Annotated in this window: 23 protein-coding genes; 6 read left to right on the top strand and 17 right to left on the bottom strand. The window is 63.9% G+C overall.

The features are described from left to right. Positions 1 to 4: 4 nt before the first annotated feature. Together ACTU6U_RS06005 and ACTU6U_RS06000 are read right to left on the bottom strand one after the other, a co-directional pair. Positions 5 to 1,267 (bottom strand): MFS transporter, encoded by a 1,263-nt coding sequence (locus tag ACTU6U_RS06005; RefSeq protein ID WP_443468433.1) that lies wholly within the window; start codon positions 1,265 to 1,267, stop codon positions 5 to 7. Positions 1,268 to 1,399: 132 nt separating this feature from the next. Then, the gene (locus tag ACTU6U_RS06000) at positions 1,400 to 2,230 is read right to left on the bottom strand and encodes a class I SAM-dependent methyltransferase (RefSeq protein ID WP_443468251.1); all 831 of its coding nucleotides are present in this window, start codon (positions 2,228 to 2,230) and stop codon (positions 1,400 to 1,402) included. Between the two features lie 90 nt (positions 2,231 to 2,320). Here ACTU6U_RS06000 and ACTU6U_RS05995 point away from each other — a divergent pair, with 90 nt between their 5' ends. Beyond that, positions 2,321 to 3,022, top strand: coding sequence for a winged helix-turn-helix transcriptional regulator (locus ACTU6U_RS05995; protein ID WP_443468250.1), 702 nt, complete (start codon positions 2,321 to 2,323; stop codon positions 3,020 to 3,022). 158 nt (positions 3,023 to 3,180) lie between these two features. Here the strand turns inward: ACTU6U_RS05995 and ACTU6U_RS05990 are convergent, their stop codons facing one another. The 5 genes from ACTU6U_RS05990 to ACTU6U_RS05970 form a co-directional block, all read right to left on the bottom strand. Then, complete coding sequence (locus tag ACTU6U_RS05990; protein ID WP_443468249.1) at positions 3,181 to 3,822, bottom strand: ABC-2 transporter permease; 642 nt, start codon at positions 3,820 to 3,822, stop codon at positions 3,181 to 3,183. Next, complete coding sequence (locus ACTU6U_RS05985; RefSeq protein WP_443468248.1) at positions 3,819 to 4,670, bottom strand: ABC transporter ATP-binding protein; 852 nt, start codon at positions 4,668 to 4,670, stop codon at positions 3,819 to 3,821. The genes ACTU6U_RS05990 and ACTU6U_RS05985 overlap by 4 nt, the downstream gene beginning before the upstream one ends. Next, a complete protein-coding gene (locus ACTU6U_RS05980; protein ID WP_443468247.1) occupies positions 4,663 to 5,103 on the bottom strand; it encodes a GntR family transcriptional regulator in 441 nt (146 codons plus the stop codon). The genes ACTU6U_RS05985 and ACTU6U_RS05980 overlap by 8 nt, the downstream gene beginning before the upstream one ends. A gap of 53 nt (positions 5,104 to 5,156) precedes the next feature. Further along, the gene (locus ACTU6U_RS05975) at positions 5,157 to 6,137 is read right to left on the bottom strand and encodes a GNAT family N-acetyltransferase (protein WP_443468246.1); all 981 of its coding nucleotides are present in this window, start codon (positions 6,135 to 6,137) and stop codon (positions 5,157 to 5,159) included. A 457-nt stretch (positions 6,138 to 6,594) separates the two neighbouring features. Further along, complete coding sequence (locus tag ACTU6U_RS05970) at positions 6,595 to 8,952, bottom strand: ATP-binding cassette domain-containing protein (RefSeq protein ID WP_443468245.1); 2,358 nt, start codon at positions 8,950 to 8,952, stop codon at positions 6,595 to 6,597. A 95-nt stretch (positions 8,953 to 9,047) separates the two neighbouring features. Between ACTU6U_RS05970 and ACTU6U_RS05965 the strand changes: the two genes are divergently transcribed. Continuing rightward, the gene (locus tag ACTU6U_RS05965) at positions 9,048 to 9,638 is read left to right on the top strand and encodes an HdeD family acid-resistance protein (protein ID WP_443468244.1); all 591 of its coding nucleotides are present in this window, start codon (positions 9,048 to 9,050) and stop codon (positions 9,636 to 9,638) included. Between the two features lie 60 nt (positions 9,639 to 9,698). On the opposite strand, the gene ACTU6U_RS05960 is transcribed toward ACTU6U_RS05965, so the two are convergent. Continuing rightward, on the bottom strand, positions 9,699 to 10,463 hold the full coding sequence (locus ACTU6U_RS05960) for an SDR family oxidoreductase (protein WP_443468243.1): 765 nt from the start codon (positions 10,461 to 10,463) through the stop codon (positions 9,699 to 9,701). Positions 10,464 to 10,587: 124 nt separating this feature from the next. On the opposite strand from ACTU6U_RS05960, the gene ACTU6U_RS05955 reads away from it, so the two are divergent. From ACTU6U_RS05955 to ACTU6U_RS05940, 4 genes are all read left to right on the top strand, one after another. Further along, positions 10,588 to 11,061: an NfeD family protein gene (locus tag ACTU6U_RS05955; RefSeq protein ID WP_443468242.1), complete on the top strand. Its 474-nt coding sequence runs from the start codon at positions 10,588 to 10,590 to the stop codon at positions 11,059 to 11,061. A 37-nt stretch (positions 11,062 to 11,098) separates the two neighbouring features. Next, positions 11,099 to 12,031 (top strand): SPFH domain-containing protein, encoded by a 933-nt coding sequence (locus ACTU6U_RS05950; protein ID WP_417511835.1) that lies wholly within the window; start codon positions 11,099 to 11,101, stop codon positions 12,029 to 12,031. After that, positions 12,028 to 12,798: a glycerophosphodiester phosphodiesterase family protein gene (locus ACTU6U_RS05945; RefSeq protein ID WP_443468241.1), complete on the top strand. Its 771-nt coding sequence runs from the start codon at positions 12,028 to 12,030 to the stop codon at positions 12,796 to 12,798. Before ACTU6U_RS05950 ends, ACTU6U_RS05945 begins: the two co-directional genes overlap by 4 nt. 113 nt (positions 12,799 to 12,911) lie before the next feature. Continuing rightward, positions 12,912 to 13,295, top strand: a complete 384-nt coding sequence (locus ACTU6U_RS05940) for an RNA polymerase-binding protein RbpA (protein ID WP_443468240.1) — start codon at positions 12,912 to 12,914, stop codon at positions 13,293 to 13,295. On the opposite strand, the gene lnt is transcribed toward ACTU6U_RS05940, so the two are convergent. The 9 genes from lnt to ACTU6U_RS05895 all read right to left on the bottom strand — a co-directional run bounded on the left by lnt (position 13,292) and on the right by ACTU6U_RS05895 (position 23,114). Continuing rightward, the gene (gene lnt / locus ACTU6U_RS05935) at positions 13,292 to 14,845 is read right to left on the bottom strand and encodes an apolipoprotein N-acyltransferase (protein ID WP_443468239.1); all 1,554 of its coding nucleotides are present in this window, start codon (positions 14,843 to 14,845) and stop codon (positions 13,292 to 13,294) included. The genes ACTU6U_RS05940 and lnt overlap by 4 nt on opposite strands. 11 nt (positions 14,846 to 14,856) lie before the next feature. After that, a complete protein-coding gene (locus ACTU6U_RS05930; protein ID WP_443468238.1) occupies positions 14,857 to 17,331 on the bottom strand; it encodes a DEAD/DEAH box helicase in 2,475 nt (824 codons plus the stop codon). After that, complete coding sequence (gene tatC, locus ACTU6U_RS05925; protein ID WP_443468432.1) at positions 17,328 to 18,089, bottom strand: twin-arginine translocase subunit TatC; 762 nt, start codon at positions 18,087 to 18,089, stop codon at positions 17,328 to 17,330. The genes ACTU6U_RS05930 and tatC overlap by 4 nt, the downstream gene beginning before the upstream one ends. A 62-nt stretch (positions 18,090 to 18,151) precedes the next feature. Beyond that, entirely contained in the window at positions 18,152 to 18,415 is a 264-nt protein-coding gene (tatA, locus tag ACTU6U_RS05920; RefSeq protein ID WP_443468237.1) for a Sec-independent protein translocase subunit TatA, read from the bottom strand. Positions 18,416 to 18,448: 33 nt separating this feature from the next. After that, on the bottom strand, positions 18,449 to 19,438 hold the full coding sequence (locus ACTU6U_RS05915; RefSeq protein ID WP_443468236.1) for a helix-turn-helix transcriptional regulator: 990 nt from the start codon (positions 19,436 to 19,438) through the stop codon (positions 18,449 to 18,451). Next, on the bottom strand, positions 19,438 to 20,427 hold the full coding sequence (locus tag ACTU6U_RS05910; protein ID WP_443468235.1) for a helix-turn-helix transcriptional regulator: 990 nt from the start codon (positions 20,425 to 20,427) through the stop codon (positions 19,438 to 19,440). Before ACTU6U_RS05910 ends, ACTU6U_RS05915 begins: the two co-directional genes overlap by 1 nt. Next, positions 20,427 to 21,401 (bottom strand): FKBP-type peptidyl-prolyl cis-trans isomerase, encoded by a 975-nt coding sequence (locus tag ACTU6U_RS05905; protein WP_443468234.1) that lies wholly within the window; start codon positions 21,399 to 21,401, stop codon positions 20,427 to 20,429. The genes ACTU6U_RS05910 and ACTU6U_RS05905 overlap by 1 nt, the downstream gene beginning before the upstream one ends. Before the next feature lie 10 nt (positions 21,402 to 21,411). Continuing rightward, positions 21,412 to 22,428 carry a tRNA (adenine-N1)-methyltransferase gene (locus tag ACTU6U_RS05900; RefSeq protein WP_443468233.1) on the bottom strand — a complete coding sequence of 339 codons (1,017 nt, stop codon included), beginning with the start codon at positions 22,426 to 22,428 and terminating at the stop codon, positions 21,412 to 21,414. Beyond that, the gene (locus ACTU6U_RS05895; protein WP_443468232.1) at positions 22,425 to 23,114 is read right to left on the bottom strand and encodes an HAD family hydrolase; all 690 of its coding nucleotides are present in this window, start codon (positions 23,112 to 23,114) and stop codon (positions 22,425 to 22,427) included. Before ACTU6U_RS05895 ends, ACTU6U_RS05900 begins: the two co-directional genes overlap by 4 nt. Positions 23,115 to 23,156 lie beyond the last annotated feature (42 nt).

Below are 23,156 nucleotides of genomic sequence, written 5' to 3'. Positions count from 1 at the left end.
GCGCTCATCTACGTGACCGTGAGCGGCGCACCGGTTCCGGGTCGAGCCCCATCCGGATTCTGGTGCGCTTGCGCTCAATGAGGATGAAGACGACGCCGAGCAGCCAGAGCGGCACCTGCGTGAGGAACGCAAGACGGAACGCCTCACGCGAGTAGGTGTCGGGGGTTCCTGCACCCTGCAGATCGAGCACAAGCCCGATCAGGAATACTGCGGTGAGGGCGGCGATGAAGCCGCCGGCATTCGTCAGCCCTGTTGCCGTGCTCAACCGGTGGGCCGGATTATGCGTGCGTGCGTGATCGAAGGCGATCATAGATGCCGGACCACCTGTGGCGAGAGCTATCGCGAGGACATACAGAAGCCACAGCGGTGCTGGGCCAGGGTAGACGATGACGGCAATCCACGCGAGCATCTGAACGCCGATCGTCGGCAGCACGAGTGCGACGGATCGTTGGTTCGGATTGCGGCGCGAGAGCTCGCCGAGGATGGGGCCGAGACACATTCCGACAGCGACATATACCGAGATCAGTGTTGCCGCCGCAGTGGGGGAGAGGCCCTCACCCGCCGTCAAGAACGGCATTCCCCAAAGGAGGACGAAGGCCGTACCCGCGAACGGTGTTGCGAAATGCGACCAGAACGCGAGGCGCGTGCCAGGGTGCGCCCACGCCGCACGGATGCCCACGCCGGTATCGATCGTCGACGTGACCACGTGCACGACGCCGGTGTCAGTGTTGACCGTCACGTCCTCGTCGATCTCAGGCGGTCGGTTGCGAATAAGGGCGAAGACGAGGATCGCGAACAGGATGCCGAGGCCGGCGATGCTGCCGAACGTGATGGTCCACGTCGTGGCGTGCAAGAGCGCCGCGACCGGGATCAGCGCGATCAGCTGACCGGCCTGACCGATCACCCCGGTCAGTTGCACCATCAGCGGGCCGCGCTGCGCAGGGAACCAGGTCGCGATCAAACGCAGCACCGCGGGAAAGACCATGGCGTCGCCCGCACCGAGCAGGACGCGCGCGAGGATCGCGATCCCGATGCTCGGGGAGATGGCCATGATCAGCTGTCCTGCGGCCATGAGCACCATCCCGAGGGTGATGATCGGTCGCGCACCGTACTTGTCGAGGAATACCCCGATCGGGATCTGCATTCCGCCGTACACCGCGAGCTGCACGACGGCGAAGAGGGAGAGCGTCGCGGCATCCGCATGGAATCTCTCTGCCGCATCCACGCCTACGGCGCCGAGAGAGGTGCGGTTGGCGACCGCGAGCATGTAGGCGGCGACGCCGACGATCCAAATCAGCCATGCCCTCGACCCGACTGTGGAACCAGGGGAGGAGGGAGTGGTGCGCACGCGCCTCAGTTTACGCGCGGGGTGTCGCCGCACCGCCTTGGGCCACGGCACTCACACGCCGCGGGCTGTGACGAGCAGATACTCCCACGCCATTGCACCGTCGTCGAGGTGCTGCTCGGCGAGAGCGCGCATCGCAGTGTCGAGCTCGGCAGTGCGCCCGTTCAGCGCTGCCGCGCGATACGCAGCAGCAGTCGGCCCATACAGATCACGGAAGAAGTCACGGAACTCATCGACTGTCGCGAATCGATCAACGCGCAGCTCACGTCTCTCGAGCGTGAGATCCGTCACCCGGTTCCCGAGCAGTTCGCGAACATAGCCTTCGTCGCCCCACAGCGGTGGCGGTTGCACGCCGGCAGGTGGGGCGGGCACGAAGGCCTTGAGTGTGCGGAACAGCTGACCGATGAATCCTTCCGGCGTCCAGTTGATCAATGCGAGACGCCCGCCCGGGCGCAGAACTCGCGTGAGTTCGCGCGCTGCCTGCGCATGGTGCGGAGCGAACATGACGCCCACGCAGGAGAGCACGACGTCGAAGGATGCGTCCGGGTAGGGGAGCGCCTCGGCATCCGCTCGCTCGAACACCAGCTCGATGCCTTCCGTCTCGGCCTCGCTTCGTCCGACTTCGAGCAGTTCCGGCGTCAAGTCACTTGCGACGACGGATGCGCCGACGCGAGCTGCTTTGAGTGCTGCGTTGCCTGTTCCCGCCGCGATATCGAGCACCTGATCCCCACGAGCGACCCCGGCGGATGCGACGAGCACGTGCCCGAGCTCGGGAATCACTTCTCTGGCGACGGCGGCGTAGTCGCCGAGCGCCCATACCGCCCTGTGCTTCGCTTTCAAGGCGAGGTTGGCGTCGGCTTGAGTCTCTGCGGTTGTGATCTCCATGATGTCCTCCTTGTTGTGATGCTCCTCACGCTACGAAGGCGGTCGTGACCGCTCTAGTATCAGATCTGTACCAGGTCTATCGTTTGTTGCGTGGGCGCGCCGTACTACCAGTTCTGCCCTGTCGCCAAGGCGATGGAGCTGCTGGACGAGCGCTGGACGATGCTGATGCTCCGCGAGTTCCTGCTCGGCGCGACGCATTTCAATGAACTGCGTCGTGGTCTTCCACGGATGTCGCCGACGCTGCTGTCGCACCGACTGGATCAGTTGCAGCACGCAGGTCTGATCGAGCGCGTGCGCGATGGCGCCGACGTGCGGTACGCGCTGACCCGGGCCGGCGAAGAGTTGCATCCCGTCGTCGAGCAGCTCTCCATGTGGGGCATCCGGTGGATCGGGGAGCTGGGCGACGCCGACCTCGACCCGAAGCTTCTCCTCTGGGACATGCACCGCAACCTGGATTGCGCGACCGCCCCTTTGACGCGCACCGTCATCGCACTCCAGTTTCCTGACGCTCGCCCTGGCCAGCGTCAATGGTGGCTGGTGATTCATAACGGAGTGGCGGACGTGTGCGATGCAGACCCCGGATACGAGATCGCGATCGATGTGCGCTGTTCGCTGCGTTCGTTGACGCGATATTGGCGCGGCGACGTCGAATGGACGGCTCTATTGGGCTCGGACGACGCGCGGATACTCGGACCGAGCGACCTGAGCGATGCGCTCCCGTCCTGGTTCATTCGACCAGGATATGCCGCGGTGCCACGCGTCGTCGGATCCGTCGGAGTGATCGGCTCGTGACGTCTGGACTCGAATCGCGGTAGTACCAAGACGAGGCGCATCGCCCGTGAAGGCCCACGCGGCGCCCCGCTGCCACTCGCGACGTCCTGCTGGGCTTCTGTCTGGGCTGATGTCAGTGATTGATGAACGTCGCTGAAGAAACCTGGGCGAGGGCGCCGTCACAGCTCCCGGGTGCGATAGAGCCGCGCGGAGACGATGATCGCGCAGATGATCCCGAGGATGCCGATCAGTGCACCGCCTCCGCCAATCGCCGCGACGGGGACTCGTTCGAAAGCCTCCTGAACGGGAGCGAGTGTGCCTGTCGTCTGCAGAAGCCAAGCGATGCCCGCCACGGCGAACGCCGGGGTGTAAGCCATCAGGCGACCCCGCGTGTAGCCGATACGAAAGAGGACGGGGAGCTGCAGTGCCATCGACAGCCCAACGAACGCCAGCGCGACGGTGTGGGCGATGAGCAGCACTTCAGTGTCGGTCTGCCCACCCCGTACCATCGCGCTTATGACGGTGACCGCTGTTGCCAGCGCTGCTGCCACGAGGTAATAGGCGATGATCGACACTGTGCGTCCGATCACAACGGTGCTGCGAGAAACCGGCAGCACTCCGTAGAGAGTGTCCAAGCGCCCCCGCTCATCGCCGAGGAACGGCGCCGACACCATCAATGATGTGACGAGAGCCGATGCGATGATCGCCATCCCTGGTACGGGAAGCAGCACGCCCACCGCGACGACGAAGAGCAAGGTGAGGGTCGTCTGCGTGCGGGGGAACCAGGAGGACAGGTCCAGTCGAGTGAATGCGGCGATCATGCGGCGACCTCCCGTCGCTGGGACGCGAGGTGGATAACGATGTCGTCGATGCTTGCCGAATCGATGATCACCTCCTGGCCGAATGCTGCAGAGTCAGACAGTCGGATCAGCGCGGACCATTGGTCGCCTGAGCGTTCCAGACTGATGAAGGGAGCCGTGGGCGCGGGGCCGGAACCCCGGGCCATCGCGAACTCCTCAACGGCGTCGAGGAGCGCGCCCTGATAGGCGATGCGACCATCGACGAGGACGACGAGCTCATCGGCGAGGCTGTCGAGCTCTGTCGTGATGTGGGTCGAGAACAACACGGTGTGGGACGGGTCGAGCATGAACTCACGGATGAGGTCCCCGATGATTCGGCGACTGGCTGGATCGAGGCCGCTGGACGGCTCGTCGAGGATCAGCAGCTCAGGCGACTGTGCGAGCGCCACGGCTAACGAGAACTTCACACCTTGCCCTCGCGACAGGTCGCCTACGCGTTGACCCGGAGGCACCGAGAGCCGGTCGAGCAACTGACTGAACCGTTCGCTGTTCCACCGTGGGTAGAACGGTGCGAGACGCCGCCCGAGTGAGTTCACGCGCCACTCCGGGGCAGCGGTCGGATGATCGAGGACGATGCCGGTGCGCTCGAGCGCATGCGGTGCGCCCGCAGGATGCCCGAAGACCTCGACCCCACCCGATTCGGGAATCAACAGGCCGAGCAGGGCGCGAATGACCGTGGTCTTCCCAGCCCCGTTGGGGCCAACGAGGCCGACGACGGTGCCGCGAGAAAGCGTGAGTGAGACGCCGTCGACTTCGAAGGTCGGCCGTCGTACGTGCAGGTCCGTGATCTTCGCCACGTAATCAGTCATCTTTCCTCCAGATCTCATCGAGATGGTTGTGGATGTCGGTCAGACTCAATCGGGCTTGTCGAGCGGCGATGACGATCTCGCGCAGCGTGTCATCCACCCGTGCGCGCAGCGCGGCAGATGCGATATCGGGCGCGACGTCCAAGACCACGAAGCCGCGACCGTGCTGACTGTGCACGAGGCCCTCCGCCACGAGGTCGTTGTATGCGCGGGTAACGGTGATGACGCTCACGCGGAGGTCTGCGGCGAGTTGCCGCAGCGACGGCAGGGTCTGCCCTGGGTGCACCTCGCCCGAAAGGATCGATGAGCGCACCTGCCTTCTGATCTGCTCGTAGATCGGCGTAGCCGAGGCCATCGACACCACAACTCGCATCGCACTCCCCACTGTTCTGGTGATTAAGAACAGTAGACCACCTTTGGCGAGGATGCGAATCATGATCTGCGGATCCCCGGGCACCGCTACGCGGCGTTAGCCGGTGAGCGCCCTGGCTATCCAGGCATTCCTGGGTACCCACTCGGGGTGACCCATACGTGAGCCGTCACGACCTTTCGTCCGCTTTCCTGCGCATTGCGCAGGGATGGGACGTTGTCGGGGTGGATGTGGCCCCACAGCAGATCATTAGGGTTCGCAGGAACCGCCCGGCACAGCCGTTGTAGCGCAGCGATCCCTATCCGCTGTCCACGATGTGCTGAGTCGATCGCGATCTCCTGCATGCAAAAACCAGTGAATCCGTAGGCATCTTCGCGTGCGGCGGCGACGATGCCCGCTGAGGTGCCGTCCACCAAGATGTCGAAGAGGAGACCTTCTTCAGCTGCATCCTCCAGCGCGTCGGCATCGGCTGGCGTGGCCCATTGATCGAGCTGAGGTCGCGACGGGGTGAGCTCTGCGTAGATTGCGGCGACACGTTGCGCTGCTCGTTCAGGGTCACACCTTTCGAGGGTGACATCGTCATGCCGGTGGGCGAGCGACTGAGCAAGCATCTCCACCACTGGTCGCGCGACGATCAGTAGATCCGGTGTCACGCGCCCCGCATCCACGACAGAATCTTCAAGCGCCAGAAATCGTTCGTCAAGGGAAGGCAGATTCACACGGAAGCACAGGGGCGAAAAATCATCGAAGTGCGGCATAACTGCACTGAGCGCCGCGATCCCTTCTGGATTCGGCACCAGAGATGTCGCAAGGACATCAACGAAGGGCTTTTCGATGTCTTGCCCACGGAACCGAATACCTACGATCGCCCAATGGCCATCCGCCAGCTCAACTCGCCTGTTCGCCCACGCCAGCGGATCCTGGATCGGAAGTTGAACCATGTCGCGGAATTGCCCGCCCCATTCGGCATCTCCCACGAGTGCGAGGCCTGGCTCCAACCACTCTGCCAAGTTCTCCCGCCACCTCGGCGACCAGTCCTTGATCTGTGAAGAGGTCCATCTTGCAGCGGCTTCGGTTGTGTCTACAGCAGGCGTCGTCATCGGGGGAGAGCCTATCAACGCCATGGAGCGATGCTCGGGGGCTGGCAGGGGGCGATCGGAGATTCATGTGCCCCTGGAGAACAACGCGCCAGGGCAGATTGGTCTTTACCCATCGACGCGACCGCTACTGACAAGTCGACGAGATGTGGACCACATTTCCGGAGGCTGACAAGACCGATGAGGTAGCTGACATGACTAATGAGACCGGCATCTATCCCTCAGGGAGAGTGGCTTCCAGCTTTAACCTGACATAATGTGCATTATCGGCTAACTCGTTTGTAGCGGTCGTACCAGCTCGAGTAGCTGTTTCTGCTGGTCATTGTGACCGTGCAGGAGATGCTCGGCGAGCTCCCCGCACTCGTGGAAGCGCTCAGCCGGTACCGCTCGCGCGGGTGGCTCCGGAATGGGACGCGACGTCCGCAGAGCGGATCGTGTTCGTCCCATAGAGCAGTCCCTCTCAGCGGCCCACATACTCCGCGAGGTACTCACCCGTCAGCGTCGACTTCGCCGCAACAAGATCGCCCGGAGTGCCTTCGAACACCACGCGACCGCCGTCGTGCCCGGCGCCGGGACCTACGTCGATGATCCAGTCGCCATGGGCCATAACCGCCTGATGGTGCTCGATGACGATGACCGTCTTCCCTGCGTCCACGAGCCGGTCGAGCAGGCCGAGGATCTTGTCGACGTCCGCCAGGTGCAGCCCCGAGGTCGGCTCATCCAGCACGTAGATATCGCCCTGACCCCCCATCTGAATCGCGAGCTTGACGCGCTGACGCTCGCCACCCGACAGGGTCGACAACGGCTGGCCGAGCGAAAGATAGCCGAGCCCGACGTCGTCGAGACGTTCCAGGATCGCGACCGCCGCAGGAATCTTCGAGTCGGGCTGTGCGAAGAACTCGCGGGCCTCGGAGACTGGAAGGTCGAGGACCTCCGTGATGTCCTTACCGCCGATCTTGTACTGGAGCACCGCCGCCTGGAACCGCTTGCCACCGCAGTCCTCGCAGGGCGTCTCAATCGTGTCCATGAACCCGAGTTCGGTGATGATGACGCCCGCTCCCTTGCACGATGGGCAGGCTCCCTCGGAATTCGCGCTGAACAGCGCCGGCTTCACGCCATTTGCCTTGGCAAACGCCTTGCGGATCGGTTCGAGCATTCCGGTGTATGTCGCCGGATTGCTGCGACGCGACCCCTTGATCGCGCTCTGGTCGATCGACACCACGCCCTCGCGCATCGACACCGACCCGTGGATCAGCGAACTCTTTCCTGACCCCGCAACGCCGGTCACAACTGTCAGGACTCCCTTGGGAATGTCGACGTCGACATTCTTGAGATTGTTCGTAGACGCCCCGTGGATCTCGATCGCTCCGTTGTGCGTTCTGAAGGATGCTTTCAGCGACGCCCGATCGTCGAGATGCCGCCCCGTTATCGAGCCACTGGCACGGAGCCCGTCGACCGTGCCTTCAAAGCAGATCTCCCCTCCCCCGCTTCCGGCTGCGGGACCGAGGTCGACCACATGATCGCCGATCTCGATCGTCTCGGGCTTGTGCTCGACCACGAGCACCGTGTTGCCCTTGTCGCGCAGTTTCAGAAGCAGCGAGTTCATCCGCTGGATATCGTGCGGGTGCAGGCCGATCGTCGGCTCGTCGAACACGTAGGTGACATCAGTCAGCGATGAACCGAGATGCCGCAGCATCTTGATCCGTTGCGCCTCTCCCCCGCTCAGGGTTCCTGACGGACGATCCAGACTCAGGTACCCGAGTCCCAACGTCACGAACGCGTCGAGATTGGCCTTGAGCGCGTCGAGGAGCGGCCCGGCCTGCGGGAGGCTGAGGGTGCCCGCCCACGTCGCGAGGTCCGTCACCTGCATCCGGCACGCATCGGCAATGCTGATTCCGTCGATCTTCGACGAGCGTGCGCCCTCTGTCAGCCGCGTTCCGTCGCACTCCGGGCAGGTGGTGAAGGATGCTACGCGCTCCACGAACGCACGGATGTGCGGCTGCAGCGCATCGAGGTCTTTGGACAGCATCGACTTGGTGATCTTAGGGATCAAGCCCTCATAGGTCATATTGATTCCGCTAATCTTGACCTTGGTGACCTCGCCATAGAGGAAGAGATGCCGCTGCTTCTCAGTGAAGTTCTCGATCGGCTTATCTGCAGGATAGAAACCAGACTCCGAGAATCCCTTCACCATCCACCCGTCAGCCGTGTATCCGGGCACCATGATCGCGCCCTCGTTGAGCGACTTCGTTTCGTCGACGACCTGCGCGAGGTCAAGATCCGACACCGTCCCCCGACCCTCGCAACGCGGACACATGCCACCGAGATAGATCGCATCTTTGACGATCTTCTTTTCCCCGCCAGGCCCGGTCATCACCCCGCTGGCCTTCTGCGTCGGGATGTTGAACGAGAACGCGGTGGGTCCACCGATGTAGGGAGTGCCGAGCTTCGAGAACAGAATGCGCAGCATCGCATTGGCATCCGTGACTGTCCCCACGGTCGATCGCGGATTCGCGCCGAGGCGTTCCTGGTCGACGATGATCGCCGTCGTCAACCCCTCGAGGACGTCGACATCAGGTCGCGGGACCGAAGGCATGAACCCTTGAACGAAGGCGCTGTAGGTCTCGTCGATCATGCGTCGCGACTCAGCGGCGATCGTATCGAACACGAGTGAGCTCTTGCCTGAGCCGGAGACCCCCGTGAACACGGTCAACCGCCGCTTGGGAATATCGACATCGACGTTCTTGAGATTGTTCTCTCTGGCTCCCCTCACCTGGATGAGATCGTGTGCATCAGCAGGACGACGCGATTCAGTCATGTGAAGAATCTTGTCACGGGCTTCCGACAACGAACACCCTCCGCGCGCTACTCTGGACTCACCTTTCACAGGCCCCTCACAGAGAGTTGCTTCCCATGCCTGAATCGATCACCGAGGTGAGATCCTTCTTCAAGTCGATCCGCGTCACTTTGGGAGTCTCCGGAGCGATCGCGCTGATCACCGGAATCGTGTTGCTGGTCTGGCCCCTGAAAACCGCAATCATCGTCACGGGCATCATCGCCGCGTACTTGATCATTGCCGGCCTTGTCTATGTCGGGCTCGGAATCTTCTCTGGCAGGAAGAGCGGCTGGGCGCGCGTCGGCTTCATTGCGCTCGGCGTGCTCTACATCGTTGCCGGTGTCGTGGCATTCCTGAATCTTGCTGCCGCCACCATCACCCTTGCGGTCGTCACGGCGATCTTCCTCGGTGTGAGCTGGATCGTCGATGGCATCGTCTCGCTCACCCTCCTGAACAAAGACGGTTCGAAGGCGTGGACGATCATCTACGCGATCCTCAGCATCGCCGCCGGCGTCATCGTGCTGTTCTCGCCGCTGCTCGCCGCCGTCGCTCTGTGGTGGGTCCTCGGCATCACTCTCGTGGTGCTCGGAATCATTCAGATCATCCGTGCAATCACGCTCGGGCGCGATGAGAAGCAGGCCGCGGGCCTCCTCGCTGAAAAGGTCTGACCACCCCACACAAGTGACAGATGCCCCGCCGACCGGCGGGGCATCTGTCATATCCGCTGGTTACTCGGCGACGAATCCGCTCGTGTCGCCGATCAGGCGCGTGTTGTCTTCGGGAACCGGATCGACAGCAGCCTGAGCCACCTCCGCGGCGAACTCCGAAACGTTGTAGAGACGCCCCGCGTCCTCACGACGCGCAGAGATCGCGCCAGGGTTCGCGCGCTCGAGGAGCGTAGCGGTGATCGTGCCCTCGATCATGTCACCCGACACCACGGTGAAGCCGATGCCCTTCGCCTCGAGCGAAGGAATGAGCTCACGCAGCGCGTCTTCACCGGCTCGCTTAGACAGCGCAACGGGCTCGTACTCGGGCATCGTCGGCGTCGTGCGGATGAAGTGCGCCTGGTGGCTCGTGACGAAGACCACGCGGGATCCCTCACCAAGCAGCGGAAGGGCGCTGTTGAGAACGCTGAGCTGCGCGTCACGGTTGAGAGCGAGCGCGTAGTCCTCGGCCATGCCGGCCTCCATGCCACCGGATGCGTTCAGGACCAGGACGTCGAGCTTTCCGTACTCCGCGCGCACCCTTTCGAACATCTCCGAGACGGATGCCGGGTCGGTGAGATCCGCGCCGACGACGAGCGCACGGCCGCCGAGCTCACGCAGCTGTGCGGCGAGCTTCTCGGCGCGTGGCGCCTTATTGCGGAAGTTGATGACGACATCCGCGCCGGCCTCGGCGAAGTAGCGGACGGTGTCGGCACCGATACCGCGAGACGAGCCGGTGACCAGCGCGACCTTTCCAGCGAGGGAACCTGCGGGCAGAACGTCGGTCACGGTGACTCCTTGTCGTGCGGGGGAAACGCCGCGGGATGCGCGGCCTGATCACTTTACCAACGAGGCCGAGCGCACCTTTGAATGAAGGTGTCGCGTGATAGGTTGACGACAAAAGGAGGACGCCATGGATGACGCATCCGTCTTCATCTCGCTCGTTACGGAATGGGCCTGGATCGGCTGGCTCGTCCTCATCGCGGTCTTCCTCGTGATCGAGATGCTCACGCTCGATTTCACCTTCTTGATGCTCGCACTCGGAAGCATCGTCGGACTCGTCGTTGGACTCATCGGCCTGCCGCTGTGGGCACAGCTGATCATCGCAGCAGTCGCCGCGGCTCTCTTCATCCTGTTCATCAGACCTCCCCTGCTGCGCCGATTGCATCGCGGTGAGGATCCGACGAAATCGAACGTGGACGCGCTCATCGGGCTGCGTGGCACCGCACTCGATGACATCACTCAGGTCTCCGGACAAGTCAAGGTCAGCAACGGCGACACCTGGACGGCGCGTGCTGAGACCGCGGCCCTGATTCCGCAGGGAGCGCCGGTGACGATCGCGACGATCGACGGCGCGACCGCCATCGTGCGCCCCGCACACGATTAGCTCGACAGACGAAGCCCCCAACCGACTAGGAGAACTCGTGAACGACTCCTCGTTCATCCCCACCGCGATCGGCTGGATCCTCGCGATCGCCGTCATCATCTTCGTGGTGGTGACCGTTGCTCGATCCATCCGCATCATCCCGCAGGCCACCGCTGGTGTGGTCGAGCGTCTGGGCCGCTATCACAAGACCCTCACCCCCGGTCTGAACATCCTCGTGCCCTTCATCGACCGGCTCCGCCCGTTGATCGACATGCGCGAGCAGGTCGTCTCCTTCCCTCCGCAGCCGGTGATCACCGAAGACAACCTCGTCGTATCGATCGACACCGTCGTCTACTTCCAGGTGACTGACGCCCGCGCCGCGACCTACGAGATCGCGAACTACCTCGGAGCCGTCGAGCAGTTGACGACCACGACACTCCGTAACGTCGTCGGTGGGCTGAACCTCGAAGAGGCGCTCACCAGCCGCGACAATATCAACGGCCAGCTGCGCGTCGTCCTCGACGAAGCGACCGGCAAGTGGGGCATCCGCGTCGGACGCGTCGAGCTCAAGGCGATCGACCCGCCCCTGTCCATCCAGGACTCCATGGAGAAGCAGATGCGCGCGGAGCGCGATCGCCGCGCCGCGATCTTGACTGCAGAGGGAACGAAGCAGTCCGCGATCCTCGAGGCGGAGGGTGCTCGTCAGGCCGAGATCCTTCGCGCTGAGGGAGACAAACAGGCCGCAGTGCTGCGCGCACAGGGTGAAGCAGAAGCCATTCAGAACGTCTTCGCGTCGATCCACCAGGGCGCACCCGACGACAAGCTGCTCGCCTACCAGTACCTGCAGATGCTGCCGAAGATCGCCGACAGCGCATCCAGCAAGCTCTGGATCGTGCCCAGTGAGCTGACCGAAGCCTTGAAGGGCATCGGCACCGCCTTCACGCCGCGCACGGGCTCCGGGCAACCACCGACGGGCACGCCCGGCGCGTGACACACCCCTTTTTCACGAAGGCTGCACGGCCTCGAGTCTTCGCTCACCGCGGTCTCGCTTCAGCATCCGGCGCGGCGCACAGCGTATGGGAGAACACCGCTGCAGCTTTTGCGGCGGCGCACGCGGCAGGCGTCGACTACATCGAGACGGACTGCCGGGTCACCGCAGACGGCGACGTGATCCTCATCCACGATGAGACCCTCAGCCGACTCTTGAATGACGATCGCCGGGTCGACGAAGTGCGCACCGCGGAGCTCCGAGAGCTCTATGCACTGCACGGCGGATTGCTGACCGTCAGCGAGATGCTCGAATCGTTTCCCGAGACGCGTTTCAACATCGATGTGAAGACGGATGCCGCGGCCGCTCCCCTGGGCGCGATGATCGCTCCGCACGCACACAGGGTTCTGCTGACGAGCTTTTCGGATGCCCGGCGCCGCAGAGCCATCCAGGCCACGCTCGACGCGGGAGCGATGACACGGCCCGCGGCATCGGCCGGCCAGACGAGCATGATCGCGATGCGACTGCTTTCTGCACTTCGAACCTCGCCTGCCCGGATGCTTCGCGGTCTCGACGCCCTCCAGATTCCCGAGCGCTTCGGGCGGGTGCGGGTACTCACCCCGGCGCTGCTTCGCGCCGCGCATCGACACGACGTCGAGGTTCATGTGTGGACCGTGAACGAGCGGGCCGACATGGAGCGCCTGATCGCAGCCGGCATCGACGGCATCATCACCGACCGGGCCGATCTGGCTCTAGAGACCCTCTCCTGAGCGCGAATCACACAGGACTGAGATTCGACTGTGAATACCTCCGTGAACTCGGCCGCATTGAGCCTGCACACAGGCGCAAGCGATATACCTGAGGACGACGAGAGGACCACAAAATGGCAGATCGCAGCCTGCGCGGCATCCGACTCGGCGCCCAGAGCCTACAGAGCGAAGAGGGCGTCGTTTTCATGGAACGCCGCGAGACGACTTATAAGTGTGAAACGTGCGACAGCATCACATCGCTGATGTTCGCAGCCGATGCCGAGCCACCGCAGAAGTGGGAGTGCCGCGCCTGCAGTGCTGAAGCTGTGCTGTTTGTGGACGGCCAGACCATCACGCCCGACCCGACGGACGAGAAGGTCGCGCGTACCCACTGGGACATGCTGCTCGAGCGACGCAGCCGCGCAGAGCTCGAAGAGCTCCTCGAGGAGCGCCTCGCGTTCATCCGTGAACGACGCGGAGCGGCTCCGTCACCAGATCAGGCGAAGATCGGGGCTTAACGCCGCTGACGGGAGCGCCACCACCCGAGGAGGAGCGCTCCCAGCCCGCCCCAGAACAGCAGCTGCTGCAACCAGGGGCCGATGAGAACACCAGCTGTGAGGCCGGAGCGAAGTTCGACTTGTTCGAGCATCGCCCCGGCCTCATCTGCGTCAAGGGCTGCCGTGGTTCGGCCGTCGGGGCCGATCATCTGGCTCGCCCCGACGGTAGAGATGTTCACGACGCTCCGACCGGTTTCGATCGCCCGCATACGAGCAAACGCCAGCTGCTGCAGGTTCTCGTCTGTGCCGCGGAAGTCGGCATTGTTCGTCTGGAACACCAGCACCTCGGCACCGCCCATGATCCCTTCACGGATGACGGCGTCGTAGATGACGTCGAAGCAGATCGCGAGACCGACCTTCACGCCGTCGACGTCCACCAGGGGCGGGTTAATGCCGTGCGAGTACTCTCGCCCTATCAGTCCGATGAGGTCGGGAACGATCGCGTAGTAGAACGCTCGATCAGGGACGTACTCGCCGAACGGCACCGGATACCGCTTGTCATGAGACTGCTCGGCGGTCCCGTCCTGTGTCCAGAGCATCGAGGTGTTGAAGTACTCGTCGCCGCGCGCAGTGGCCGCATTCGCAAGCAATGGTGCATCGACGCGGTTCGTGACACGAGTCAGGCGTCGCGCAATCGCGTCGGTCTGGAACGGATCACCGTCGATGCCGCCTTCGGGCCAGACCAGAAGATCCATGTCCTGGCCGAAAAGGGGCTCTGTCGCGTCAGTCTGAGCCTGGATCACCGAGAACGGCTCGCGATGATCGAAGTAGCCGGTCGGCCCATTTCCCTGAACTGCTCCGATGAGCATTGTTCCTGCCGAAGAGGTCGGGAACGCCGGGGTGACCAGGAGGACGAGAATGATCGCGCCAGGGACCGCCAGCCGAAGCGGATGCTGCCACAGGCGAAGACGCGCGCTCTCGATGAGCATCGCGACGATGAACACCATGAGGAAGCTCAGTCCGCTCACTCCCACCCATGACGTCAGAGTCGCCAGTGGGCTCTGCGACTGTGTCATGCCCAGACGGGCCCAGGGGAAGCCCGTATACGGCCACGAACCGAGGAATAGCTCCAGCGCCACCCAGAGCGCCGCCACGGTCGCAGGAAGCGCCACCAGGCGCCCCACGCGCCCGGGAAACGCACGAGGCAGCCAGCGGTACGCAAGAGAGATCAGGATCACGGCGGTCGCCGTCAGCGCCGCTTCCAACAGCGCAAGCGCTGCCCACGGGATGACGCCGAGATAACGTGAAGTCCACGAGACGAGAAGGAAGAAGAACACCGCGCCGTAGACGAAACCAACGAGCAGCGCTCCCCCAGCTCGTCGCCCGATGAGAGTGAGCAGCAGCAGTGCAACCGAGGGAAACGCGAGCCCCCACGCGCTTACGGACGGATAGGCGAGATCCATCAGCCAGCCCGCCAGCGCCGCGCAGACGACGGCGAGCCAGAGCGGGAGGATCGCACGTGGTCGGTGAGGGGAACGAGCCGGCGATGGCTCGGCGGAGGGTGTGGACATCCGTCCCATTCTCACATCGCCGAATAGGCGACGATGCCGCGGCGCACGCCGTCGAGCGCCTGCCGTGCCGTGCGCGCCAGAGTCAGATCCTCAGCCACGATCGAGAGCTGGTCAAGAAGGTCGATCGTCTGCTTCGCCCAACGGACGAAGTCGCCGGCGGCCATGTCGGCATCGATGAGAACGCGATCGAGCAGCGCACCCCGTGCCCAGGCATGCATCGCGCCGGCAAGGCCCGCAGCGAGCGGCTCAGAGCCGGGCAGGTTGTGGTCCTGCTCGAGGTCATCGAGTTCGGACCACAGCGTGGTCGTCTTCTCGTACGCGACCCTAAAGGCACCACGCGGCAATCCGCGCTCTCCCGAGTTCGCTTCGTCCCTGCGCGGTTCGTAGACCAGGCAGCACGCCATCGCCGCCAGCGAGGGAGCATCGAGACCGTTCCACAGTCCCTGTCGCAGCGACTCGGCGACCAGCAGGTCGCGTTCGCCGTAGATCCGGCGCATCGTGCGTCCAGCATCCGTCAGAGCCACATCATCGCCGGTGCCGGTGACGTAGTCCAACGCTGCCAAGACCTCGACGACGTGATCGAACACGCGCGCGACCGTGCCGGTGCGGCTCTCGATCTGCTTGCGCGTGCGGTCAGTCTGACGCTTGAGCTTCCAATAGCGCTCGGCCCAGCGCGCATGTGCTTCACGATCCGGACACCCATGGCAGCCATGCCGCTGCATCCGCATGCGCAAGGACTGGATCTTCTTCATCCGCTTATCGCGTGCGACCCGCGGCGCGTGGGAATCCTGACGATTCTTCTTCTCGAGATCGCTCAGTTCACGACGGATGCCTGCATAGTCGAAGAAGTCGCCGCGCTCACACGTCATCGCCTTGACGTAGCCGTCCAACGATTCTTCGGCCTCGCGCACCTGACGGGCAAGCCCGACGACGGCACGATCGGCCTGGAACTGCGCGAAGGACGACTCGAGAATCTGCCTGGCCCTCGGCCTGCCGAACATGTCGATGAGGTTGACGGCCATGTTGTACGTCGGACGGAAGCTGGAGTTCAGCGGATACGTGCGCCTGGACGCGAGAGCCGCAACAGCCTGAGGATCCATCCCCTCTGTCCACTGCACGACAGCATGGCCTTCGACGTCGATACCGCGACGACCGGCACGACCGGTGAGTTGGGTGTACTCCCCCGATGTGATCGCGACACGCGCTTCGCCGTTGAACTTCTCCATCTTCTCGAGCACCACCGTGCGCGCGGGCATGTTGATGCCGAGTGCAAGCGTCTCCGTGGCGAAGACCACCCTGACGAGCTTGCGACGGAACAGCTCTTCAACGACTTCTTTGAACGCGGGCAGAAGGCCAGCATGATGCGATGCCACACCGCGCTCGAGATTCTCGACCCACTCGAAATATCCGAGGACACCCAGGTCCTCGTCCTGAAGCGTGCGGGTGTGCTCCTCGACGTACTCGCGAATCTCACGGCGCTCTTCTGCGCTCGTGAGTCGGATACCTGAGCGGCGCACCTGTTGCACCGCAGCGTCGCAGCCGATGCGGCTGAAGATGAAGAAGATCGCCGGCAGAAGATTCGTGCGCTCGAGGAGCTGAATGACGTCGGGGCGATCCATCCGTTCGATGCGCTGAGCGTTCGAGGCGCGCACGGGGCGTCTTCCGCCCCGCTCGGGACGAGGACTCTGCCGGCCGGACTGCCGAGCACTGTTGTAGGACTGCGCGCGCCGGTTGCTGTCGTAGCGGGAGCCGGTGAACGAGCGAATCCGCATCAGCTCCTGATTAACTGTCGCTGTGGCGACGCCGGCACGGTCATCGAAGAGCGGCAGCAGATCATCGCGCACGAGGACGTGCTGCTCGAGCGGCACAGGACGGATCTCCGAGACGATGACTTCGGTATCGCCTCGGACTGTGTCGAGCCAGTCGCCGAACTCCTCCGCGTTCGAGACGGTGGCACTCAGCGACACCAGCCGGACACTCGGCGGCAGATGGATGATCACTTCTTCCCACACCGCGCCGCGGAAGCGGTCTGCAAGGTAGTGGACCTCGTCCATCACGACGTAGCGCAGATCATTGAGCGCTGCGGATCCTGCGTAGATCATGTTCCGCAGGACTTCGGTCGTCATGACGACGATCCGGGCGTTGCCATTGATGTTCGTGTCACCAGTGAGCAGACCGACGTTCTCGGCACCGTACACTTCGACGAGTTCGCGGAACTTCTGGTTCGACAGGGCCTTCATCGGCGTCGTGTAGAACGCCTTATCTGAGGGCGTCTGCATCGCGAGGTGAATCGCGAACTCGCCGACGATCGTCTTGCCTGCGCCCGTGGGCGCCGCGACCAAGGCACTGTGTCCTCGTTCGAGCGCGTGGCATCCCTCGACCTGAAATGGATCGAGTTCGAATGCCTGCGTGGCAGCGAACCGCGCGGTCTCAGGGTGGGACGCGGCAACATTCGCTGCCGCGTAACGCTCCGCAGGGGAACTCATATGTCCGCGTCCGGTAACAGCCCATCGGCCTTAAGGCGCTTGTTCTTGCGCCGGTCAAACAGCATGGACAGGCCAGCCGCTGCGAAGAACAGCACGACGAGGATGCCGGCGAGCAACAACATGCTCACGACATCGGCTGCCGGAGTCGCGAGGGCCGCGAACACCGTGGCGATGAGGATGGCCACTCGCCAGCCCTTGAGGATCGCGCGGCCGCTCATGATGCCGGCGACGTTCAACGCGACGAGGAAAACGGGCAGCACGAACGAGACGCCGACGACGAGCATGAGTTTGAGGCTGAAGTCGTAGAACTGCTTGGCCTCGAAGAGGTTGTTCGCGCCCTCCGGTGTGAACGTGGCCATCAGCTCGATCACGTGCGGCACCACGAGCGCGCCGACGTAACAACCTGCGAAGAAGAGCGGCACGGCAGCGGAGACGAAACCGATCGTGTACTTCATCTCTTTTCGTGTGAGCCCGGGCATGATGAACGCCCAGATCTGCCACAGCCAGATCGGGGCTGCGATGAAGATCCCGAGCGAGAACGCGATGCGCATGCGCAGGTCGAAGGGGGAGGTCACCGACGAGAACGTCAGTCCGACCAGGTCGTCGCCGCGCGCTTCGGCGATACGCCGAACCGGCTCGGTTATGAACCAGATCACAGGGTCTGAAAGGAAGAAGCCCAGTATCATCGCGACGACGAGTGCCGCCGCAGAGATCATCAACCGCCGGCGCAACTCCACGAGATGCGCGCCGAGCGACATCCGGCGTTCACTGCGTGGTGTATCACCCGCGGCCGACTGCTTGTCGATCGCGGTCACCGTGGTCAGGCGGTGGTGTTGTTGCTGTTGCTGTTACCGCCATCGATCACGGGCTTGGTGACAGCCTCGGGTGCGGTCGTTGCTTGAGCCGCCTCAGGCGAGGTCTGCGCGGGGGTGCTGTCGTCATCTTTCATGGCCTTCATCTCGCCCTTGAAGACGCGCGCGGACTGGCCCATGCTCTTGGCCAGCGCAGGCAGCTTTGCCGCGCCGAAGAGCAGAAGAATGACGAGAACAAGTACGAGCAGGTGCCAACCGGTCAATCCAGCCATAGTTCCCTCCAGGGATAGAAGTCTCTGTGCAGTCTACCTGCCGAGGCTCGATTCGGGCTGTCGATACAGAGCGAGTCCAGCCTCCGCCCACTCACGCGTTGCGACGCGCGCGGTCCGAGGCTCCTGCACCTCAAGGCATCCGCCGAAGCGACCAGCGACGCGCTTGATCCCGCGCGGGTCCGAAAGCCTGATGCGAACACGCGCGACATCGCCGTCGATCTCGGTGTTCTCTTCGTGCGCGTAGTCGCCCAGCAGGGGCACGAGACGGCGAGGGAGCGTCACCATCACTTCGATGTCCTCATCCACCGAGTCGAAGGTGTCCGTGACAACCGCATCCGCATGGGTGATGGGGATCTTGGTGAGCTCAGGGTCACTGACACGATCGAGATGGAAGGTGCGCATCGCCTCACGCAGATGGCACCAGCCCTGCAGGTACCACTGTCCGTTGGTGATCAGCACCTGCACAGGATCGACGGTGCGCGTCGTCGGCGCGGCATCCGGCGCCTGGTAACGGAACGAGACCGCGACGCTGGCGTGCAACGCGGCTGCGACCACGTCACGCACCTCATCGACAGCGCCGGGGGCGATCACCACGTCGGCCGGGACATCTGCCGAGGCGCGGGACAGCTTCGCCAGCAGGCCCGCTACAAGTCCGGAGTCGGAGACAACGGGCACAGCGGCCACCATCTGCAGCCCCGCGAGTAGCGCAGCGGCTTCACGAGCGGTGAAGCGGGGTACGCGCCTCAGTCCGACATCATTAGTGATCTCGATGATGCCCTCGTCGTCGAGGAGGTCCCAGTTGATATCGAACAGCTCATGGGGCTGCTGCCAGTATCCGCTGTCCCCGGGGAGGCCGATCACGGTGAGTTTCTCGACCATCTCGCGCATCAGAGTGGGGGCAACGTCGAACTCCTCGGCCGCCTCAGCCAGCGAAACCTGTCCGCGCTCAAGAAGATACGGAACGAGCGTGAGATATGCCCGAACCCGGTCGGTCGCCAGCAACGGCTTATTCTTCTCGGCCATCACTCCCCCGCTCCCGCTGCATGGCGCTCGGCGATCGCTGAAAGGCGTTCGATCACAGCATCCCGTAGGGCCGCAGGCTCAACGACACGCACCTCAGGGCCGTAGGACGCGAGCTCGTCCGCGAAGATGTGAACGTCGACGAACGGCACACTGAACCCTTGGCTCTCCTGTTGCGCTCGACGGCCGAGCCGCAGGGCCGCCTCGGTGCCGGGAGTGATCTCCAACAGAGCCGTGTTGCGCTCGGCGACCTCGGTGAGCCCGCGCAGTGCACGCTCACCGGCACCGTCGCGCAGTTCCGGCGCGAAGGCCTGTTTGGTGATGACAACGTTGCCGACGATACGACTGAGCAGGAAGGTGCGTTCGCCATCAGCATCCAGATCGATGCCGTACACGTGCCACCGAGCCTCGAAATCCAGCAGCGCGAGTGGCGTCATGGTGCGCCTGCGCGGAGCCTGCTCGCCAGGCTTGAGGTAATCGAACTTCACCACCCGGCAGTCTTCGATCGCCTTCTGCAAAGGTGCGAAGCTGCTCGTTCTGGTTGTGATGCGAGGTGCGAAGCCGATGATCGGCTCATCACCGTCGATGCCGAGAGCGCGGATCTTTCGCACGCCTGCCTGAGCATCCGCCGACGCAGACTCCGCACTCCAGACGCTTCCCGCGAGCTGAAGCACCGCCAGTTCCGCGGGGCTGAACGAGATATCCGCAGGCAGATCGTATTCAGCCTTCGGGATCCGATATCGCGCCGCGCGGAGATCGTGTGGATCGCTGGGGTCGCCGATCGTCTCGATCGGAACGCCGAGAGCGCGAAGCTCATCCTTGTCACGCTCGAACATCTTCTCGAGCGCATCGACGCGAGCACCGGTCTCGGCTCGCTGGCGATAGCCCGAGACGTTGTCGAGGATCTGCTGTTTGGTGAGCCCGATCTCCGTGGCCATCAACGCCACGACGAGATTCGTCTGACGCTCTTCAGGCGGGATCCGGGCTGCCATCACTGCTGCGCTGACGCCGGAGGATCGATTGCGAGGATGTCGACGACGAACACGAGCGTCGCGTTCGCGGGCACCGAACCGCTACCCTGCTCACCGTAAGCGAGCTCCGGCGGCGCGACGATGAGCACCTGCGAGCCGATGGTCTGTCCGGTCAGTCCCTGGGTGAAGCCCGGGATGACTCCCGCCATGTTGAATGTCGCAGCGCCCCGGTCCCACGAGGAGTCGAAGACCGTGCGGTCGTCCCAGAGCACGCCGGTGTAGTTGACGAGGATCGTGTCGTCCGCGGCGACCTTCTTTCCATCGCCCTTGATGAGCGTCTGGACCTTCAGGTCGGTGGGTGCAGCACTGTCGGGAACGATGATGCCCGGTCGGCCGTCCGCTGCGCGCACGACCGTGGGCATGCCGGCAGCATCGTTGTACTGCAGTGAGCCCTCGGCCCGGTTCGGGAAGACCTTGACGACGTCGAACACTGCGACGACAGGCTCATCGGGATCCAGGCCGAAGCCACTGAGGTTCTGTGCGCCGAAGTCTTCAGGTGCGACGACGCTGAGCACGCGAGAGCCCTCGGTAGCGCATTCCAGTGCGGCGCCGAACGCGGGAACGGTGCCTGCCCAGTACCCGACGCTGGCCAGCTGTGCGGCGGCTTCGTCGTAGGCGGTGCCGGCGATCGGCTTGCCGGTCTTGCCTGAGAACAGCGAGAACTCGAAGACTGCGCTCTGCGTGGAGGAGGTGAGCGTCGGACCATCTCCGACGGTCACGTCGCCGAAGGCGCTCACGGTATCGCCGATCGGGGTGAACAGCTCGACATCGGGTTTGCTGCCGACGTCACCGGTGATGTGCGCGAGGTCTTCGATTCCGCTCGCGGACGATGCTCGTTCGCAGGCTGCGCCGTCGAACGCAGGCGCGGTGGAGCATCCGGTCAGAGCGACGGCGGCAAGAGCGAGAGTGGCCAGAGCGGCTGAGGTTTTACGCACGCGCTCCAGTCTATTGCGCTGATGCGTCCGCGTCGCGCGACGCGGCGGCCTGACGCGCACCCTCTGCGGCCTTGGTGGCCTCACGCACCCGCTTGCGCAGGTTCTTGTCAGTGATCTCACGATCGCCGACGGCCCCCGGCGTCCATACCTCGACGTCTCCGTCACCGTAACTCGACTTCGACGCGCGACGCTTCACCTCCGGGGCGATGGTTCCGGGTGCAAGACGCCGCGCTGTCAGCAGGAATCCCGTGTGCGCGACCATGCGGTGATCGGGGCGCACGGAGAGACCTTCGACGTGCCATCCGCGCACCATCGTCTCGGAGGCATCAGGATCGGTGAAGCACTCCATGCCGCGGATGTACTCGGCCACACGCGAAAGCTGGGTGGCCGTTGCCACGTAGCACAGCACCACTCCCCCTGGCGTCAGAGCGTCGGCCACAGCATCCATGACGTCCCAGGGCGCGAGCATGTCCAGGACCACGCGATCCACCGTCCCCGGCGGCATCGTCTCGGGCAGCGCCTCCTGCAGATCGCCGACGACGATCTCCCACGTCTGTGGTGCGCTTCCGAAGAAGGTCTCGACATTCGCTCTGGCGACGTCGGAGAAGTCCTCTCGTCGCTCGAACGAGACCAGGCGCCCCTCGGGACCCACCGCTCTCAGAAGCGAGAGCGACAGCGCACCCGAACCGACGCCTGCCTCGACGACTGTCGCGCCGGGGAAGATGTCGGCCTGCATCACGATCTGCGCGGCATCCTTCGGGTAGACGATCGCCGCACCACGCGGCATCGACATCGCGAAGTCCCGCAGCAGCGGGCGCAGCGCGAGGTACTCGTGCCCAGAACTGTTGATGACCACCGAGCCGTCCGGGAGCCCGATCAGATCACGGTGGAACAGTACGCCGTGGTGCGTATGCATCTCGCCGCCGGCTTCGAGGGTGACCGTGTGAAGACGGTTCTTCGGGCCCGTCAGCTGAACGCGATCCCCCTCACGGAAAGGGCCGGTCGCCCGGGGTGCGTAAGCGTTCATCGGGATGCTCCTTCTTGCTGTCCTGCGCGCACGGAGCGGAAAGCACTGACGACATCGTCTGCTGTCCGACCGTCAAGGGTGGGCCACAGTTCGTGGGCTCCAGCACCATCGAGCGGGAGCATGTGCGGCACTCCGACGGTGACGGCTCCGGATGCCAGACCGGCACGCAGTCCTGTGACGGAGTCCTCGATGACGAACGCCTCTACGATATCGACGTCCAAAAGCTCCGCGGCCTTCAGATAGGGGTCCGGGTGCGGCTTCGGGTGCTCGACATCATCTCCGGCGACGATGTGCTCGAACGCATCGAAATCGATCAGGTCGACGACACTGCGGGCCATGCGCCGCAGGGACATCGTCACGAGTGCGGAGGGTATGCCGGCGGCCTTCAAGGACCGCAGGAGCTCCTGCGCCCCCGGACGGAACGGCACGCCCTGCGTCGCCAGAGCGGTGCGCACATCGTCAGTGAGGCGGTTGACGATGTCGTCAGCCGGCATCTCGACTCCGGCTGCCTGCAGGATGCGAGCGCTTTCATGAAGGCCGTTGCCGACAAGCTGCATCGCCTGCTCGTGGGTCCATTCGCCGCCGAAGGATGCCACCAGCGCCGTCTCCGCAGCCATCCAATACGGCTCGGTGTCGACAAGTGTTCCATCCATGTCCCAGAGGACCGCGCGGGGCTTTTGACTCACCCGTCCATGCTATCCGGGCGTTGTGCCGCACTGACCCGGTGC

The organism is Microbacterium zouquanmingi (assembly GCF_052266695.1).
In the GTDB taxonomy this organism is placed as follows: Bacteria; Actinomycetota; Actinomycetes; order Actinomycetales; family Microbacteriaceae; genus Microbacterium.
This window is presented reverse-complemented; position numbering and strand designations above follow the sequence as displayed.

Coding starts and splice junctions, on each gene's coding strand:
- ACTU6U_RS05970 (WP_443468245.1), bottom strand. CDS start 8,952: ATGACTGAATCGCGTCGTCCTGCTGATGCACACGATCTCATCCAGGTG.
- ACTU6U_RS05910 (WP_443468235.1), bottom strand. CDS start 20,427: ATGGCAGCCCGGATCCCGCCTGAAGAGCGTCAGACGAATCTCGTCGTG.
- ACTU6U_RS05980 (WP_443468247.1), bottom strand. CDS start 5,103: ATGATTCGCATCCTCGCCAAAGGTGGTCTACTGTTCTTAATCACCAGA.
- ACTU6U_RS05940 (WP_443468240.1), top strand. CDS start 12,912: ATGGCAGATCGCAGCCTGCGCGGCATCCGACTCGGCGCCCAGAGCCTA.
- ACTU6U_RS05930 (WP_443468238.1), bottom strand. CDS start 17,331: ATGAGTTCCCCTGCGGAGCGTTACGCGGCAGCGAATGTTGCCGCGTCC.
- ACTU6U_RS05990 (WP_443468249.1), bottom strand. CDS start 3,822: ATGATCGCCGCATTCACTCGACTGGACCTGTCCTCCTGGTTCCCCCGC.
- ACTU6U_RS05915 (WP_443468236.1), bottom strand. CDS start 19,438: ATGGCCGAGAAGAATAAGCCGTTGCTGGCGACCGACCGGGTTCGGGCA.
- tatA (WP_443468237.1), bottom strand. CDS start 18,415: ATGGCTGGATTGACCGGTTGGCACCTGCTCGTACTTGTTCTCGTCATT.
- ACTU6U_RS05900 (WP_443468233.1), bottom strand. CDS start 22,428: ATGAACGCTTACGCACCCCGGGCGACCGGCCCTTTCCGTGAGGGGGAT.
- lnt (WP_443468239.1), bottom strand. CDS start 14,845: ATGTCCACACCCTCCGCCGAGCCATCGCCGGCTCGTTCCCCTCACCGA.
- ACTU6U_RS05955 (WP_443468242.1), top strand. CDS start 10,588: ATGGATGACGCATCCGTCTTCATCTCGCTCGTTACGGAATGGGCCTGG.
- ACTU6U_RS05965 (WP_443468244.1), top strand. CDS start 9,048: ATGCCTGAATCGATCACCGAGGTGAGATCCTTCTTCAAGTCGATCCGC.
- ACTU6U_RS06005 (WP_443468433.1), bottom strand. CDS start 1,267: ATGCTCGCGGTCGCCAACCGCACCTCTCTCGGCGCCGTAGGCGTGGAT.
- ACTU6U_RS06000 (WP_443468251.1), bottom strand. CDS start 2,230: ATGGAGATCACAACCGCAGAGACTCAAGCCGACGCCAACCTCGCCTTG.
- tatC (WP_443468432.1), bottom strand. CDS start 18,089: ATGTCGCTCGGCGCGCATCTCGTGGAGTTGCGCCGGCGGTTGATGATC.
- ACTU6U_RS05985 (WP_443468248.1), bottom strand. CDS start 4,670: ATGACTGATTACGTGGCGAAGATCACGGACCTGCACGTACGACGGCCG.
- ACTU6U_RS05975 (WP_443468246.1), bottom strand. CDS start 6,137: ATGACGACGCCTGCTGTAGACACAACCGAAGCCGCTGCAAGATGGACC.